We start from the raw sequence: 17,114 nt of genomic DNA on the forward strand, positions 1-17,114 counted from the left end.
AGGTGGCTGCCAAAACCAAGCAGGGAGCCTGATGTGAGCCTATTAGAAGAAAACCAATCCACTGACCTGGAAAAAATGGTCGGCCTCAGCCGTCGCGGTTTCATCGGCGCCGGCGCGCTGTGCGGCGCGGCGATGTTCCTCGGCGGCAGCCTGTTGAGCCGCAGCGCGCTGGCCACTGGCGTCAGTGCCGGCAACAGCCGTCTGCTCGGTTTCGAGAGTATTCCGGCGGCAACCACCGACGTCATCACACTGCCCAAAGGCTACAAGTCTTCGGTGCTGATCAGTTGGGGCCAGCCCCTGCAAAAGAACGGCCCGGCCTTCGACCCGAGTGGCAACGGCACCGCTGCCGCACAGGAAGTGCAATTCGGCGACAACAACGACGGCATGAGCCTGTTCGCCTTCCCCGACGACCGCAATCGCGCGCTGATGGCGATCAACAACGAATACACCAACTACCGCTACCTCTATCCGCACGGCGGCATGCCGCAATCGGCCGAAGACGTGCGCAAGGCGCTGGCCTGCGAAGGCGTCTCGGTGATTGAAGTGCAACGCAAGAACGGTCAATGGCAGTTCGTTCAGGGTTCGCGCTACAACCGCCGCATTCACGGCAACTCACCGCTGCGCATCAGCGGCCCGGCTGCCGGTCACGACTTGATGAAAACGGCGGCCGACAAACACGGCAAGAAAGTCCTCGGCACCTTCCAGAACTGCGCCAACGGCAAAACGCCGTGGGGCACTTACCTGACCTGCGAAGAAAACTTCACCGACTGTTTCGGCAGCAGCAATGCCCAGCAACAGTTCGACCCGGCGCAGAAGCGTTACGGTGTCTCCATCGCCAGCCGCGAGATCAACTGGCACCCGTACGACCCGCGCTTCGACATGGCGAAAAACCCCAACGAACTCAACCGACACGGCTGGGTGGTCGAGATCGATCCGTTCGATCCGCAATCGACCCCGGTCAAGCGCACAGCGCTGGGCCGCTTCAAGCATGAAAACGCCGCACTGGCCGAGACCGACGACGGTCGCGCCGTGGTGTACATGGGCGACGACGAGCGTGGCGAGTTCATCTATAAATTCGTCAGCCGCGACCGCATCAACCATCGCAACGCCAAGGCCAACCGCGACATCCTCGATCACGGCACCCTGTACGTGGCCAAGTTCGATAATGGCGACAGCAACCCCGACCACCCGAAAGGCCAGGGCCAGTGGATCGAACTGACCCACGGCAAAAACGGCATCGACGCCAGCAGCGGTTTCGCCGATCAGGCCGAAGTGCTGATCCACGCGCGCCTCGCCGCCAGCGTGGTTGGCGCGACGCGCATGGACCGTCCGGAGTGGATCGTCGTCAGTCCGAAGGACGGTCAGGTCTATTGCACCCTGACCAACAACGCCAAGCGCGGCGAAGACGGGCAGCCGGTGGGCGGGCCGAACCCGCGCGAGAAAAACGTCTACGGGCAGATTCTGCGCTGGCGCACCGACCGTGAGGATCACGCCTCGAAGACGTTTGCCTGGGATCTGTTTGTGGTCGCTGGCAACCCGGGCGTGCATGCCGGGACGCCGAAGGGTGGCTCGAAGAACATCACCCCGCAGAACATGTTCAACAGCCCGGATGGTTTGGGTTTCGACAAGGCTGGGCGTTTGTGGATTCTCACCGATGGTGACTCGAGCAATGCCGGGGATTTTGCCGGGATGGGCAATAACCAGATGCTCTGCGCCGATCCGAAGACCGGTGAAATTCGCCGGTTCATGGTCGGGCCGATTGGTTGTGAGGTGACGGGAATCAGCTTCTCGCCGGATCAGAAAACCCTGTTTGTCGGGATTCAGCATCCGGGTGAGAACGGCGGGTCGACCTTCCCCGAGCATCTGCCGAATGGCAAGCCGCGGTCTTCGGTGATGGCGATTACGCGTGAGGATGGCGGGATCGTCGGCGCCTGATACACCGCTTTCGCGAGCAGGCTCGCTCCCACAAGGGATCGCATTCCAAATGTGGGAGTTGGCTTGCCAGCGATGGTGTCAGCACAGACACCAACCAACTCCCCCGCTGCCATCTGCGCTACCATGCTGGGCCGGACGCGGCAGCCTGCTGCGCGCAGGAGTCAGCATGGCCCACCCGTTTGAAACCCTTACCCCCGACCTCGTGCTCGATGCCGTTGAAAGCATCGGTTTCCTGAGCGATGCGCGCATTCTCGCGCTCAACAGCTACGAAAACCGCGTCTATCAGGTCGGCATCGAAGACTCCGAACCGCTGATCGCCAAGTTCTACCGCCCGCAACGCTGGACCAACGAAGCCATCCTCGAAGAACATCAATTCACCTTCGAACTGGCCAACGTCGACATCCCGGTGGTAGCGCCGCTGATCCACAACGGCGAAACCCTGCACGAACATGCCGGTTTTCGCTTCACTCTGTTCCCGCGTCGCGGCGGTCGTGCGCCGGAGCCGGGCAACCTTGATCAGTTGTATCGCCTCGGCCAGTTGCTCGGGCGCATCCACGCGGTCGGCGCGACCAAGCCGTTCGAGCACCGTGAAGCCCTCGCCGTGCAGAACTTCGGCCACGCTTCGCTGAACACCTTGCTCGAAGGCAACTTCATTCCGAAAAGCCTGCTGCCGGCCTACGAGTCCGTCGCCCGCGACCTGCTTAAACGCGTGGAAGATGCCTACGCCAATACGCCGCACCAGAACATCCGCATGCACGGCGATTGCCACCCCGGCAACATGATGTGCCGCGACGAGATGTTCCACATCGTCGACCTCGACGACTGCCGCATGGGCCCGGCGGTGCAGGACATCTGGATGATGCTCGCCGGTGATCGTCAGGAATGCCTGGGGCAGTTGTCGGAATTGATGGATGGCTACAACGAGTTCCACGACTTCGATCCGCGAGAACTGGCGCTGATCGAGCCGCTGCGCGCCTTGCGCCTGATGCACTACAGCGCCTGGCTGGCGCGGCGCTGGGATGACCCGGCGTTCCCGCACAGCTTTCCGTGGTTTGGCACCGAGCGTTATTGGGGTGATCAAGTGTTGGCGTTGCGTGAGCAACTGTCCGCGCTGAATGAAGAGCCACTGAAACTCTTCTGATCACCACCTCCTCCTTGTAGGAGTGAGCCTGCTCGCGATAGCGCTTTGTCAGTCGACGTAAATGTTAAATGTCAGACCGCGATCGCAAGCAGGCTCACTCCTACATTTGTTCGGTGTTCACAATTTCCCGACCATTGCGCTACGGCATTCGTAGACAAATCTCCTTACAATCCCTCCTTTGTTAGCTGCCTAAGCAAGGATTCTGCATGCAAGCCGCCAACCCGCGTCGCGGGTACATTCTGGGCCTGAGCGCCTACATCATCTGGGGCCTGTTCCCGATCTACTTCAAAGCCATCGCCGAAGTGCCGGCCGTTGAAATCATCATCCATCGAGTGCTGTGGTCGGCGCTGTTTGGTGCGTTGTTGCTGATGGTGTGGAAACATCCGGGCTGGTTGCGCGAACTGCTCGACAACCCTAAACGTTTGGCGATTCTGGCCTTGAGCGGCACGTTGATCGCGGCCAACTGGCTGACCTACGTGTGGTCGGTGAATAACGGGCGCATGCTGGAAGCGAGCCTCGGTTACTACATCAACCCGTTGGTAAACGTGCTGTTGGGCATGTTGATTCTCGGCGAACGCTTGCGCCGGATGCAGTGGCTCGCGGTCGGCCTGGCGGCGGTTGGTGTGGCGCAGCAGGTGTGGCAGGTCGGCAGTCTGCCGTGGGTATCGCTGGTGCTGGCGTTGACGTTCGGCTTCTACGGTCTGATCCGCAAACAGGCGCCGGTCAAGGCGTTACCGGGGCTGGTGGTGGAAACCTGGATGCTGGTACCGATCGCAATTGCCTGGTTGCTGTTCAATCAGACCGCGACCAGCGCCCAACCGGAGTTCTGGACCACCTCGCAAGCCTGGTGGCTGGTAGCGGCCGGCCCGGTGACATTGGTGCCGCTGGTGTGTTTCAACGCTGCCACGCGTCACTTGCCCTACACCACCATCGGCTTCCTGCAATACCTGGCGCCGACTTTGGTGCTGCTGCAAGCCGTGCTGCTGTTCGGTGAGCATCTATCGTCCAGCACATTGGTGGCGTTTATCTTCATCTGGGCCGGCCTGGCCGTTTACAGCGTCGACGCGGTGATCAGTTTACGCCGGCGCAGCTGATCAAAAAACGTACAAACCCTCACAGGCCATGGTTCTCGTGGCCTGCATCGTTCCTTCCCAAGGTTATCCACAGCGTGATCCCCGCCGTTTGTGTGCAAGTCACTGAATGTTGGCGATTTTTTGATCAGCTCCGCGCAAGCCCCGGCCGGCCTGACGCTGCGCCCGGTCTCTACAGGTTATCCACAGGCAGGTGCACGTTAAAACTGGATAACCCGGTAAGCGCTTAACTGTCTGTGCGTAACACCAGTTCGACCATCAGATCATCGGCCAGGGTTTCCAGCCGCGACTGCAATACATCCAGCGAAAGTGTCAGCGGTACCGCGAGAATCGCTTCGGCGTGGAACAGCGGTTCGCTGCTCATCGGTGCCGGACGCACTTCAGTCACCAGCCGCTCAAGGTTGACGCCCTGCTCGCTCAACAGCCGGGTGATGTCGCGGACGATACCGGGCCGGTCATTGCCCACCAGTTCCATGGCGATCGGTTTCCAGGTACAGGATTGTTCGATACCGCTCTCGGCGATCAGCACGCGAATGCCGTGCGTCGACAATGCTTGTAAGGCATCGACTAATTCGTCGTAAGCCTCTGCCGGCACCCCCACCCGAAGAATCCCGGCGAACTGCCCGGCCATCCGCGACATGCGGCTTTCCAGCCAGTTACCGCCGTGTTCGGCAATGCATTGGGCGATGCGCTCGACCTGCCCGGGCTTGTCCGGGGCGAATACGGTGAGTACGAGATGGTCCATGGCGCAGCCCTCTTGTCATGACTTTTGTTATAGAAGGGGGAAGTATAGGCAAGGGTCGATTTTGCGTTGAGGCGACCGACGCTTTCGCGAACAAGCTCGCTCCCACAAAAACCGGTGCCATAGCAGCCAATTACTATTTATGTGTACAACTTTTTATATTTAGCTGGAACAATCCATCTGTTTTTTGAGAACATCCCGTTCCGCGATGTGACCGCAATGCGACATGAGGTCGCAGAACGACGTAATTAGTCTGATTTTCACAAGCGCAACTCATCATGTAGTATGCCGCAGCGCGCACTACATAACGCTGGATCGATGTCTGCCCAAAGCCTGTTCGCAACCCTGAAAGCCCCGTCAGCAAGGCCCCAAGCCGTTGATTGGTCCCAGCCCAGCCGCCAGCAATGGCATGTACTGGTCGGCAGGTTTGTGGTTTAAATGGCCAGAGGCTTCATTGTCAAATTGAAGAGCTGAAAAGCGAAATAGCTGAGCAGAGTGAGGCAAGCAATGACTGAACACGTTCAAGTCGGTGGCCTGCAGGTCGCCAAAGTCCTGTTCGACTTCGTGAACAACGAAGCCATTCCCGGTACCGGCCTCACCGCCGAAAAATTCTGGGAAGGTGCCGACAAGGTCATTCATGACCTGGCGCCGAAGAACAAAGCCCTACTCGCCAAACGCGATGACTTCCAGGCTCGCATTGATGCCTGGCACCAGGAACGCAACGGTCAGGCGCACGACGCCGTGGCCTATAAAGCCTTCCTGCAAGAAATCGGTTATCTGCTGCCAGAAGCGGCTGATTTCCAGGCAACGACACAAAACGTCGATGATGAAATCGCCCGTACCGCCGGTCCGCAACTCGTTGTGCCGGTGATGAACGCCCGCTTCGCTCTCAATGCCTCGAACGCCCGCTGGGGTTCGCTGTATGACGCCCTCTACGGCACCGACGCGATCAGCGAAGACGGTGGCGCGGAAAAAGGCAAAGGCTACAACAAGGTGCGGGGCGACAAAGTCATCGCCTTCGCCCGTGCCTTCCTCGACGAAGCCGCACCATTGGCTGCTGGCTCCCACGTCGATTCGACCGCCTACAAAATCGCTGACGGCAAACTGCTGGTGACCCTCAAGGGCGGCAGCAACACCGGCCTGCGCGACGACGCACAACTGATCGGTTTCCAGGGCGACGCCAACGCGCCAATCGCCATTCTGCTGAAACACAACGGTCTGCACTTCGAAATCCAGGTCGACGCCAGCACCCCGGTTGGCCAGACCGACCCGGCCGGCGTCAAAGACATCCTGATGGAAGCGGCCCTGACCACCATCATGGACTGCGAAGACTCCGTGGCTGCCGTCGATGCCGACGACAAAGTGGTGATCTACCGCAACTGGCTCGGCCTGATGAAGGGCGATCTGTCGGAATCCGTTTCCAAGGGCGGCCAGACCTTCACCCGCACCATGAACCCGGATCGCACCTACACCGCGCCAAATGGCGGTGAAGTGACGTTGCACGGTCGTTCGCTGTTGTTCGTGCGCAACGTTGGCCACTTGATGACTATCGACGCGATCCTCGACAGTCAAGGCAACGAAGTGCCGGAAGGCATCCTTGACGGTCTGGTCACTTGCCTGGCGGCGATGCACAACCTCAACGGTAATACCTCGCGTCGTAACACCCGCACCGGCTCGGTCTACATCGTTAAACCGAAGATGCACGGCCCGGAAGAAGCAGCGTTCACCAACGAACTCTTCGGCCGCATCGAAGACGTGCTGAGCCTTACGCGCAACACTCTGAAAGTCGGGATCATGGACGAGGAGCGCCGTACCACGGTCAACCTCAAGGCCTGCATCAAGGCAGCCAGCGAGCGCGTGGTGTTCATCAACACCGGTTTCCTCGACCGCACCGGCGACGAAATCCACACCTCCATGGAAGCCGGCCCGGTTGTGCGCAAGGCTGACATGAAGGCTGAGAAGTGGATCGGCGCCTACGAAAACTGGAACGTCGATATCGGTCTGAGCACCGGCCTGCAAGGTCGCGCGCAAATCGGTAAAGGCATGTGGGCGATGCCCGACCTGATGGCCCCGATGCTTGAGCAGAAAATCGCGCACCCTCTGGCCGGCGCCAACACCGCTTGGGTGCCATCGCCGACCGCCGCTGCACTGCACGCGCTGCACTACCACAAGGTCGACGTGTTCGCCCGTCAGGCCGAACTGGCCAAACGTACTCGCGCCTCGGTGGACGACATCCTGACCATTCCGCTGGCGGTCAATCCGAACTGGACTCCGGAGCAGATCAAGAACGAACTGGACAACAATGCCCAGGGCATTCTTGGTTATGTGGTGCGCTGGATCGACCAGGGTGTGGGCTGCTCGAAAGTGCCGGACATCAATGACGTCGGCCTGATGGAAGACCGTGCCACGCTGCGTATCTCCAGCCAGCACATCGCCAACTGGCTGCGCCACGGTGTCGTCACCGAAGCGCAAGTGATGGAAAGCCTCAAGCGCATGGCGCCGGTGGTGGATCGTCAGAACGCCAACGACCCGCTGTACCGTCCGCTGGCACCGAACTTCGACAGCAACATCGCCTTCCAGGCGGCGGTCGAACTGGTGATCGAAGGCACCAAACAGCCGAACGGTTACACCGAGCCGGTGCTGCACCGTCGTCGTCGCGAGTTCAAGAAGGCCAACGGCCTGTAACTTGCGCTGAATGCAGGACATGAAAAAGCCCTGATCGAAAGATCAGGGCTTTTTTGTTTGTGTGGTGTGGGCTGGTATTTGTGGAGGGCTTGAGATCCATCCCCCTCACCCCAGCCCTCTCCCCCAAGGGGTAGAGGGGGAAAGGGAGCCGATATTGGTGCTATTCAAAACCTGAGTTCGACTCGGGAATCTCAGGTCGGTGTACCTCGAACATTCACCGCGGTCAGTCCCCTCTCCCCCTGGGAGAGGGCTAGGGTGAGGGGCTTTTAAGGATCAATACCCAACTCGTGTTTGACCAGACCGAGCAACTTACCCGTATCAATCGGCTTGAGCAAAAAATCCACCACGCTCAGATGCATCGCCGCAATCGCATCTTTCACATCCGCATCGCCGGACACGATGATGATCGGCAGCGCCGCCCGCACCGATTCGCGCACCTGGCGAATCAGCTCAAGGCCACCGACATGGCCCATGCGCAGATCGGTAATCACCAGCCCGATCGACGGTTTTTCTTCGAGCATCTTCAGCGCCGTTTCGCCACTGGCTGCGGTCATGCAACGAATGCCATCCAACGCGAGAATCTCCGACAACAGCTCCCGGGCGTCCTTGTCGTCATCGACGATCAGTACACGCTGCGGCGGCAAATCGGGTTCGAGCATTACAGCGCTGAGCGCTTCACGCTCGGCGTCGCTCAAAATATCGTGGTCGGACATGGCGTTCTCTACGTTTTCAAATCAATCACCTGGCACAGTCGTCAGACATCGCTAAGCAGAGCTTCAATGTGCACTTCGTCGGATTTTTTTCCAAGAGGCTGGCGGGCGAATTTCCGACTGTTTTTGTAGGGCACTTCCCAAATGTGCCCAACGGCAGCTCAAACCTAGACTTACGTCCAATGGGCACCCCGCCCGCAGGGGTCGACCATGGTCAGAACGATCCGACAACAACAATTCGAAAAAGACTGCGGTAATGGTTATGAGTAAAGCGGACGCCTTCACCCAGGCAGGGAAAACCGCGGTATTGCAGAACATTCAGGGCACCCTGCAATTCCTCCAGCGCTTCCCGCCCTTCAATCAGATGGAACACGCCCACCTGGCTTATCTGGTGGAACAATGCCAGCTGCGTTTCTACGGCCAGGGCGAGAGCATCATCAAACCCGCCGACGGCCCGGTTGAACACTTCTATATCGTCAAGCAAGGTCGGGTGGTCGGCGAACGTCAGCACATCACCAAGCCCGGCACCGAGACCACGTTTGAAATCACCACCGGCGAATGCTTTCCGCTGGCCGCGCTGCTCGGCGAACGCGCAACCCGCACCGAACACTTGGCCGGCGAAGACACCTTCTGCCTGCAACTGAACAAACTGGCGTTCATCAAGCTGTTCGCCCTCTCCAACGCCTTTCGCGATTTCGCCTTGCGCGGGGTAAGCAGTCTGCTCGATCAAGTCAATCAGCAAGTGCAGCAGAAAGCCGTGGAAACCCTTGGCACCCAGTATTCGCTGAACACCCGACTGGGCGAACTGGCGATGCGTCACCCGGTGACCTGCAGCCCCGACACGCCATTGCGTGAAGCGGTGAAGCTGATGCATGAGCAACAGGTCGGCAGCATCGTGGCGGTAGATGAACACAAAGCCCCGCTGGGGATTTTCACCCTGCGCGATCTACGCCATGTAGTAGCCGCCGGTGTCGGTGATTTCAACGAAGCGATCGAGCGCCACATGACACCCGCGCCCTTCTACTTGTCGCCGGATCACAGTGCGTTCGATGCGGCAATTGCCATGACCGAACGGCATATCGCCCACGTCTGTCTGGTCAAGGATCAGCGTTTGTGTGGCGTGGTCTCCGAGCGCGATCTGTTTTCCCTGCAACGGGTCGACCTGGTACACCTGGCCCGGACGATTCGCAGCGCCCAGCGCGTCGAACAACTGGTCGGCCTGCGCGGTGAGATCGGCCAACTGGTCGAGCGCATGCTCGCTCATGGCGCGTCGTCGACGCAGATCACCCACATCATCACCTTGCTCAACGATCACACTGTGTGCCGGGTGATCGAGCTGACCCTCGCGGAAAAAGGCGATCCCGGCGTGCCGTTCAGTTGGCTGTGCTTCGGCAGCGAAGGCCGCCGCGAGCAAACGCTGCACACCGATCAGGACAACGGCATTCTGTTTGACGCCCGCGATGCTGCGCATGCAGCGGAGATTCGCGGCAAGCTGCTGCCGATTGCGCAGCAAATCAACCAGAGTCTGGCGCTGTGCGGCTTCACTCTGTGCAAGGGCAACATCATGGCCGGCAATCCCGAGCTGTGTCTGTCGCGGGCAGAATGGGCACGGCGCTTTGCAGCTTTTATTCGTGAGGCGACGCCGGAGAATCTGCTCGGGTCGAGCATTTATTTCGACCTGCGCGTGGTCTGGGGTGATGAACAAGGCTGTGAACAACTGCGCCGGGGCATTCTCGATCAGGTCGGCGACAACCGTTTGTTCCAGCGCATGATGGCCGAGAACGCCCTGCGCAATCGTCCACCGGTGGGGCGTTTCCGTGAGTTTGTGCTGGCACGCAAGAATGGCGAGAAAGCCACGCTGGACCTGAAGGTGCAGGGGCTGACGCCGTTCGTGGATGGCGCACGATTGCTCGCGCTGGCTAACGGTATCGACGCCAACAATACCCTCGAGCGCTTCCGTCAGTTGGTCGAGAAAGAAGTCATCGAGCGACTGGATGGCGCGGCGTATGAAGAGGCCTATCACTTCATACAGCAGACGCGCATGCAGCAGCATCAATTGCAGACGCGGGAGAACCTGCCCTATTCCAACCGCGTCGACCCGGACAGCCTCAATCATCTCGACCGGCGCATCCTGCGTGAATCCCTGCGCCAGGCCCAGCGCCTGCAGAGCAGCCTGACCTTGCGGTATCAGCTATGAGCCTGTTCTCGTGGCTGCGCCCGGCGAGTGCGGTGGTGCCGGTGGATTTTCAGCAGCGTCTGGCGCAGCTGCCGACGATTACCGAGCTGAGCGAATGCACACTGCGCGAACAACGTTGGGTAGTGCTGGATCTGGAAACCACCGGGCTGAATCTGAACAAGGACCGTGTGTTGTCGATTGGCGCGGTGGTGATCGAGGACGGCGCGATCGATTTCAGTCAGCAGTTCGAACGCACGCTGCAATGTCGCGAGCTGAAGCTCAGCCCCAGCGTGTTGATTCACGGATTGGGGCCGAGTGCGATTGCGGCGGGCAGTGAACCGGCCGAGGCGCTGCTGGAGTTCATGGAGTTTGTCGGTGACAGCCCGGTACTGGCGTTTCATGCGCCGTTTGATCAGCACATGCTCGGGCGTGCGCTGAAGGAGCATCTGGGGCACAAGTTGCAGCAGGTCTTTCTTGATGTCGCCGACATTGCACCGCTGGTGTGTCCGCAAGCGAATATTCGTGAGGCCGGGCTGGATGAGTGGATCGACTGGTTCAAGCTTGAGGTGTTCGAGCGGCATAACGCCAGTGCCGATGCGCTGGCCACTGCGGAGTTGGCGTTGATTCTGTTCAGCCGGGCGCGGGGGCAGCAGATTCATAGTCCGTTGAATTTGCAGCAGCGGCTGAGTCAGTGGAAGCGTAGGCAGCAGGCGCCTTCGTTCTGAAGTTGAGTCGAGTCCAAGATCCATCGCCCTCACCCCAGCCCTCTCCCAAAGGGAGAGGGAGCCTACCGAGGTGTCTCGGGCTCTTCATCGACCTGAGAAATCGGGTCGATTATGGATTCCCTGAAGTTCGCTCAGGTCGGTGTACCTCCAGAATATCCCCCGATCGATCCCCTCTCCCTCTGGGAGAGGGCTAGGGTGAGGGTCTGCCTTTAAACGCTTACCTGACCAGTGGCCAATTGCTAACCATTCCCACCTCTGCCACAATCGCGAACAATTCGCGTTAGTTAATATTTCCCAATCGGTGATGTCCGGTGTCGTCAGTCCCAAGCCCTAACAGTGAGCTCGTCGGTGCGATGTATCGTGACCATCGCGGTTGGCTGCTGGCGTGGCTGCGGCGCAATGTGGCCTGCCCGCAGCGCGCCGAAGACCTGAGCCAGGACACCTTCGTCCGCCTGCTCGGTCGCGACGACATGCTGACACCCCGTGAGCCCCGCGCCTTTCTGGTGGCGATCGCCAAAGGCTTGCTGTTCGACTACTTCCGCCGTGCGGCGCTGGAACAGGCCTACCTCACCGAACTGATGCTGATCCCCGAAGGCGAACAACCGTCGGTGGAAGAACAGCAAATGATTCTCGAAGACCTCAAAGCCATCGACCGCTTGCTCGGCAAACTGTCGACCAAGGCCCGCGCCGCTTTCCTTTATAACCGCCTCGATGGCCTCAGCCATGCCGAGATCGCCGACAAGCTTGGCGTCTCGGTGCCGCGCGTTCGGCAATATCTGGCGCAAGGCATTCGGCAGTGCTACATCGCCCTGTACGGGGAACCGACATGAGCCCGGCCAGTTCCAGACCGGTGCCGGCGCATGTGCTGGACGCGGCGATTGCCTGGCAACTGACCCTCGATTCGAGCAGCCCGCTGGAGCGCGAGGAATTCGCCAAATGGCATGCGGCCCATGAAGAACATGCCCGCGCGTGGCGACAACTGGGCATGCTCGATCAGCGGTTCAGCGTGGCCAAAGGTCCGGCCCGCACTGCCTTGCTGCAGTCACGCGAAGGCATTCGCCGCCGGGTGCGCAGACTGGGCAGTGGGCTGGCCAGCGTTGTGGTGCTGGTCGGTGTGGGGCTGTTCGCCAGCGAACGCTTTCTGCCGCTGGATTACTGGCTCGCCGATCAACGCACCGCGACCGGTGAGCAGCGCACCGTGCGTCTGGCGGACGGCACTGTGTTGAATCTGAACACCCACAGTGCGGTGGATGTGCGGTTCGATGAGAAGCGCCGGTTGATCGTGTTGCAGGAAGGCGAAATTCTTGTCGAAACCGGGCATGGCGATGCGCGCCCTTTTATCGTCGAAACCCGCGAAGGCAGCATGCGCGCGCTGGGTACGCGGTTCCTGGTCAAGCGTGAAGAAGAAGGCACGCGCCTGAGTGTGTTGCAGTCGGCGGTCGCGGCGTACCCGCAATCCAACCCTGCAGAGCAAATCCTCCATGAAGGCCAGCAAGTGCTGCTGCGCAGTGATGGATTGGGTTCGATCGTCGCGCTCAACCCCGGCGCCGATGCCTGGACGCGCGGCATGTTGGTGGTCGATAACGCGCGGTTGGGCGATCTGGTGCACGAGCTCGGGCGTTATCGTCGCGGGCATCTGGGCGTGGCACCGGACGTGGCTGACCTGCGGATTACCGGTAGCTTCCCGCTGCATGACACCGATAAAGCCCTGAGCGCCCTGCTGCCGACCCTGCCGGTGCAGATCGAGCGGCATACGCCATATTGGGTCACAGTCGCTAAGGCCGAGCCCTCCTCCCCTTGACCTGATCGTTCCCACGCTCTGCGTGGGAATGCAGCTCGGGACGCTCTGCGTCCCTGCCGAAGCGGACGCAGAGCGTCCATTGAGGCATTCCCACGCGGAGCGTGGGAACGATCAAGCCCGCAGAAATGTGGCTGTTTCCAGTTAATCGAAATTATTTTCATCCTGCCCTATCACTTTCTGCTTTTCATCCGGCACACAGGCAATTGAGAAATATTTCCATTCAGGAGCCGCCGTATGTCCCGTTCGCTAGACACCTTGTTGCGCCCCGGTCTGCTGGCCGTCGCCATCGCGCTCAGCGCGCCGCTGATCAGCAGTCCGTTGCTCGCCGCTGAACAAGCGTCCAGCGTGCGCGCCTACAACCTGCCGGCGGCGCCTCTGTCGACCACCCTGAACCAGATCGCCAGCCAAGGCAGCATTGCGCTGTCGCTGAGTCCGTCGCTGGCGGCAGGCAAAACCTCGGCACCGGTCAACGGCCAGTACGACGCGGCCGGTGCCTTGCGCGCGGCCCTGCGTGGCACCGGTCTGCAACTGGAACAAAGCAGCACCGGCACCTACACCCTTGTGGCGGTGCCTGAAGGGACGTTGGCCCTGCCGGAAACTTCCGTCATCGGTGTGGAAAACTTCGAAAGCGCCTGGGGACCGGTCGACGGCTACACCGCCACCCGCACCGCCGCTGGCAGCAAGACCGACACCGCACTGGTCGAAGCGCCGCGTTCGATCTCCGTCGCGACTCGCCAGCAAATGGACGACCGCAGCGTGCACAGCCTCGATGACGCCGTACGCTACATGCCGGGTATCACCGCCAGCAGCTACGGCAGCGACACCCGTGCCGACTGGTTGCGTGTGCGCGGTTTCGAACCGACCCAGTTCCTCGACGGCCTGCCGCTGCCAAAAGGCGTGTACGCCAACCCGAAACAGGAAACCTGGAACCTCGACCGCCTCGCCCTGCTGCGCGGCCCGGCCTCCTCGGTTTACGGCCAGACGCCACCGGGCGGCCTGCTGGATATGGTCAGCCGTCGCCCAAGTGCTGAAGCCAGCAGCGAAATCCAGTTGCAATACGGCAGTGACAACCACCGTCAGATCAACTTCGCCAGCACCGGCAAAATTGACGACGCTGGCCAGTTTCTCTATGGCCTCAGCGGTGTGGTGCGCGACAGCGGCACGCAGGTCGATCACGTCGACAACAAGCGCTACAACATCGCGCCGAGTCTGACCTGGAACATCGACGACGACACCAAGCTCACCCTGCTGAGCCAGTTCACCCGCGACGATACCGGCATCACCAGCCAGTTCCTGCCGGTGCAGGGCACCAAGATCAAATCGCCGTTCGGTGATATTTCCCACCACAAGAATCTGGGTGATCCGGACTGGGAATATTACGATCGCACCTACTACGCGCTGGGCTATGCCTTCGAACATCGTCTGAACGATGTCTGGCAGTTCAAGCAGAACCTGCGCTACACCAAGTCGGACCTGTCGTTCCAGTCGCTGACGCCGGGTTCCTACCCGTTCACCGAAGTGGATGATCAAGGCAACGTCGGGCGCACCAGCACCAGCGTCGAAGAAGACATCAGCCAGTTCGCCGTGGACAACAACTTCCAGGCCGACTTCGCCACTGGCGATATCCGCCACACTCTGTTGTTGGGTCTGGACCATCAGCGCAGCAACACCAACTACACCTCGATCTTCGGTGACGGCCTGACCACCAACGTGATCACGCCGATCTATGGTCAGCCGATCGTGCGTCCAGCGCGCTCCACCGCGTTTTACGATTACGACCAGAAGACCTACCAGACCGGCCTGTACATTCAGGATCAAATGGCCCTCGACCAGTGGCGCCTGACCCTCGGTGGCCGTGAAGACTGGGTGCACACCAGCACCCAGTTCATCAACAAGGGCGATGCCACCAACACCCAGCGTGACAAGGCGTTCAGCGGCAACGCTGCGCTCAGCTACGTCTTCGACAACGGTTTCGTGCCGTACCTGTCGTACGCCGAATCCTTCCAGCCGACCACGGGCGCCGACGCCACCTCGACCGGTTCGCTCAAGCCGACCGAAGGCAAGCAGTGGGAACTGGGCATCAAGTACCAGCCACCGGGCAGCAAAACCCTGCTGACCGCCGCCGTGTACGACCTCACCCAGAAGAACGTTTCGGTCAACACCTTCGTCAACAACGTGTCGATCACCAGCCAGACCGGCGAAGTGAAAGTCAAAGGCCTGGAGCTGGAAGCGGTTTCCGACGTCACCGACAACCTCAAAGTCATCGCTGCCTACACCCTGGCCAAATCGGAAGTACAAAATGGCGTCGACAAGGGCAATCGCCTGCAACTGATGCCGAACCAGCAAGCGTCGCTGTGGACTGACTACACCTGGCACGCCGGCGTGCTCGACGGCTTCGGCATTGGCGGTGGCGTGCGTTACACCGGCAACACCTACGGCGACAAGGCCAATACCTGGCTGGGCAAGGCGGACGCCTACACCGTGTTCGACGCTTCGGTGCATTACGACCTCGGCCGCCTGGACAACAGCCTCAAAGGCGCGTCGCTGGCACTCAACGCGACCAACCTGTTCGACAAGGAATACATTTCCACCTGCGACAGCTTCTACTGCTACTACGGCGACACGCGCAGTGTCGTCGCCAGCGCCACTTACAAGTGGTAAGCGCTTGAGCTGAAACAGGCCCTGTGACCAGGCCGTCCCTCGGGGACGGCTTTGGTGTTTTTGAAGGTCATGAAATGAAAAGTAAAACAATTCGTCGCTGGTCGTTCATCCACACCTGGACCAGCCTGGTCTGTACCGTGTTTTTGCTGATGCTGGCCTTGACCGGTCTGCCGCTGATTTTCCATCACGAGATCGAACATCTGCTCGGCGATGCACCCGAAGTACGCGAGTTGCCAGCCGATACGCCTCGATTGAATCTGGCGCAACTGGTCGTGGCCGCCGAAAAGCATCGCCCCGATGACGTCGTGCAGTACTTCGGCTTCGATGACGATGAGCCGAACGCCGTGCTGACGATCATGGCGAAAACCGCTGGCACCGAACCGAATTCCTCGCACACGTTCATGCTCGATGCGCGAACCGGGGAAGCGCTGGAAACGCCTTCGGCCAATGGCGGCTTGATGCTGTTCATCCTGCGCCTGCATGTCGACATGTTCGCCGGGCTGCCGGGCAAATTGCTGCTGGCGTTCATGGGGCTGCTGTTTGTCGTGGCCATCGTATCCGGGACAGTGTTGTACCTGCCGTTCATGCGCCGCTTGAAGTTCGGCACCGTGCGTCAGGACAAATCCACCCGCCTGCGCTGGCTCGACCTGCACAACCTGATCGGTGTCGTCACCCTGACCTGGGCGCTGGTGGTGGGCGTGACCGGCGTGATCAGCGCGTGCGCCGACTTGTTGATCGCGGCCTGGCGCAACGATGCACTGAACACCTTGATCGCACCTTATCGCGATGCCCCGCCACTGACACATCTGGCACCGGCCACGCGTTTGCTCGATATCGCTGGCGAAGTCGCGCCGGACATGCAGCCGGACTTCATTGCCTTTCCCGGCACACGCTTTTCCAGCGAACACCATTACTCGGTGTTCATGAAGGGCGGTACGCACCTGACCTCGCATCTGCTGACGCCGGTGCTGATCGATGCGACCACGCTGCAGGTCACCGCCGTGGCCGAACGGCCGTGGTACATGGACGCCATGGGCATGTCGCAGCCGCTGCACTTTGGTGACTATGGCGGCATGCCGATGAAAATCCTCTGGGCCACTCTGGATGTGCTGACGATCATTGTGCTCGGCAGTGGCGTGTATTTGTGGGTGGTTCGGCGCAGAGCGGCCAGGCCTGTGCTGGAAACGGCGGAGGCCTCCGCATGAAGCCGCGTCAGTCGAGTTTCTGGAAGGTGTTCAGCACGCCGATCGTGATTGCGTTGCTCAGTGCGGCGGGGTTGTTTGCGGCGCTGCTTGGGGATGGGATTTGGGATGCGTTGAGCTGGGTCGGGCTGGGTGTGCCGGCGTTTCTGGCGATACGAGGTTTTCTGCCGCGAAGCTGAAAAACCTTTGTAGGAGTGAGCCTGCTCGCGATGGCTGCGGGTCAGTCAACATAGTTATTGAATGTT

At 60.3% G+C, this 17,114-nt stretch carries 13 protein-coding genes; 11 read left to right on the forward strand and 2 right to left on the reverse strand.

Annotated features, from left to right (window positions below; genetic code table 11):
- Positions 1-33: 33 nt before the first annotated feature.
- The 3 genes from AB4N74_RS21300 (at position 34) to rarD (ending at position 4,170) form a co-directional block, all read left to right on the forward strand.
- The gene (locus tag AB4N74_RS21300) at positions 34-1,935 is read left to right on the forward strand and encodes a PhoX family protein (RefSeq protein ID WP_460097154.1); all 1,902 of its coding nucleotides are present in this window, start codon (positions 34-36) and stop codon (positions 1,933-1,935) included.
- Positions 1,936-2,101: 166 nt separating this feature from the next.
- The gene (locus tag AB4N74_RS21305; protein WP_093429937.1) at positions 2,102-3,076 is read left to right on the forward strand and encodes a serine/threonine protein kinase; all 975 of its coding nucleotides are present in this window, start codon (positions 2,102-2,104) and stop codon (positions 3,074-3,076) included.
- A gap of 206 nt (positions 3,077-3,282) precedes the next feature.
- Positions 3,283-4,170 (forward strand): EamA family transporter RarD, encoded by an 888-nt coding sequence (gene rarD, locus AB4N74_RS21310; RefSeq protein WP_093429936.1) that lies wholly within the window; start codon positions 3,283-3,285, stop codon positions 4,168-4,170.
- 223 nt (positions 4,171-4,393) lie between these two features.
- Here the strand turns inward: rarD and AB4N74_RS21315 are convergent, their stop codons facing one another.
- The gene (locus AB4N74_RS21315) at positions 4,394-4,912 is read right to left on the reverse strand and encodes a glycine cleavage system transcriptional repressor (RefSeq protein WP_093429935.1); all 519 of its coding nucleotides are present in this window, start codon (positions 4,910-4,912) and stop codon (positions 4,394-4,396) included.
- Positions 4,913-5,416: 504 nt separating this feature from the next.
- Between AB4N74_RS21315 and AB4N74_RS21320 the strand changes: the two genes are divergently transcribed.
- The gene (locus AB4N74_RS21320) at positions 5,417-7,594 is read left to right on the forward strand and encodes a malate synthase G (RefSeq protein WP_460097156.1); all 2,178 of its coding nucleotides are present in this window, start codon (positions 5,417-5,419) and stop codon (positions 7,592-7,594) included.
- Between the two features lie 266 nt (positions 7,595-7,860).
- Here AB4N74_RS21320 and AB4N74_RS21325 read toward each other — a convergent pair whose 3' ends face one another.
- Positions 7,861-8,307 carry a response regulator gene (locus AB4N74_RS21325; RefSeq protein WP_093429933.1) on the reverse strand — a complete coding sequence of 149 codons (447 nt, stop codon included), beginning with the start codon at positions 8,305-8,307 and terminating at the stop codon, positions 7,861-7,863.
- A 259-nt stretch (positions 8,308-8,566) separates the two neighbouring features.
- Here AB4N74_RS21325 and AB4N74_RS21330 point away from each other — a divergent pair, with 259 nt between their 5' ends.
- The 7 genes from AB4N74_RS21330 (at position 8,567) to AB4N74_RS21360 (ending at position 17,048) form a co-directional block, all read left to right on the forward strand.
- A complete protein-coding gene (locus AB4N74_RS21330; RefSeq protein ID WP_460097157.1) occupies positions 8,567-10,501 on the forward strand; it encodes a putative nucleotidyltransferase substrate binding domain-containing protein in 1,935 nt (644 codons plus the stop codon).
- The gene (locus tag AB4N74_RS21335) at positions 10,498-11,205 is read left to right on the forward strand and encodes a 3'-5' exonuclease (RefSeq protein ID WP_220557085.1); all 708 of its coding nucleotides are present in this window, start codon (positions 10,498-10,500) and stop codon (positions 11,203-11,205) included. Before AB4N74_RS21330 ends, AB4N74_RS21335 begins: the two co-directional genes overlap by 4 nt.
- Positions 11,206-11,558: 353 nt before the next feature.
- Entirely contained in the window at positions 11,559-12,035 is a 477-nt protein-coding gene (locus AB4N74_RS21340; protein ID WP_189661312.1) for an RNA polymerase sigma factor, read from the forward strand.
- A complete protein-coding gene (locus AB4N74_RS21345) occupies positions 12,032-13,006 on the forward strand; it encodes a FecR domain-containing protein (RefSeq protein WP_460097160.1) in 975 nt (324 codons plus the stop codon). Before AB4N74_RS21340 ends, AB4N74_RS21345 begins: the two co-directional genes overlap by 4 nt.
- Before the next feature lie 234 nt (positions 13,007-13,240).
- A complete protein-coding gene (locus tag AB4N74_RS21350) occupies positions 13,241-15,667 on the forward strand; it encodes a TonB-dependent siderophore receptor (RefSeq protein WP_460097161.1) in 2,427 nt (808 codons plus the stop codon).
- Between the two features lie 74 nt (positions 15,668-15,741).
- Entirely contained in the window at positions 15,742-16,872 is a 1,131-nt protein-coding gene (locus AB4N74_RS21355; RefSeq protein ID WP_460097162.1) for a PepSY-associated TM helix domain-containing protein, read from the forward strand.
- Positions 16,869-17,048, forward strand: a complete 180-nt coding sequence (locus AB4N74_RS21360) for a hypothetical protein (RefSeq protein WP_016772844.1) — start codon at positions 16,869-16,871, stop codon at positions 17,046-17,048. Before AB4N74_RS21355 ends, AB4N74_RS21360 begins: the two co-directional genes overlap by 4 nt.
- Positions 17,049-17,114: the final 66 nt, after the last annotated feature.

The sequence above is a fragment of the Pseudomonas sp. H3_C08 genome (assembly GCF_054669455.1).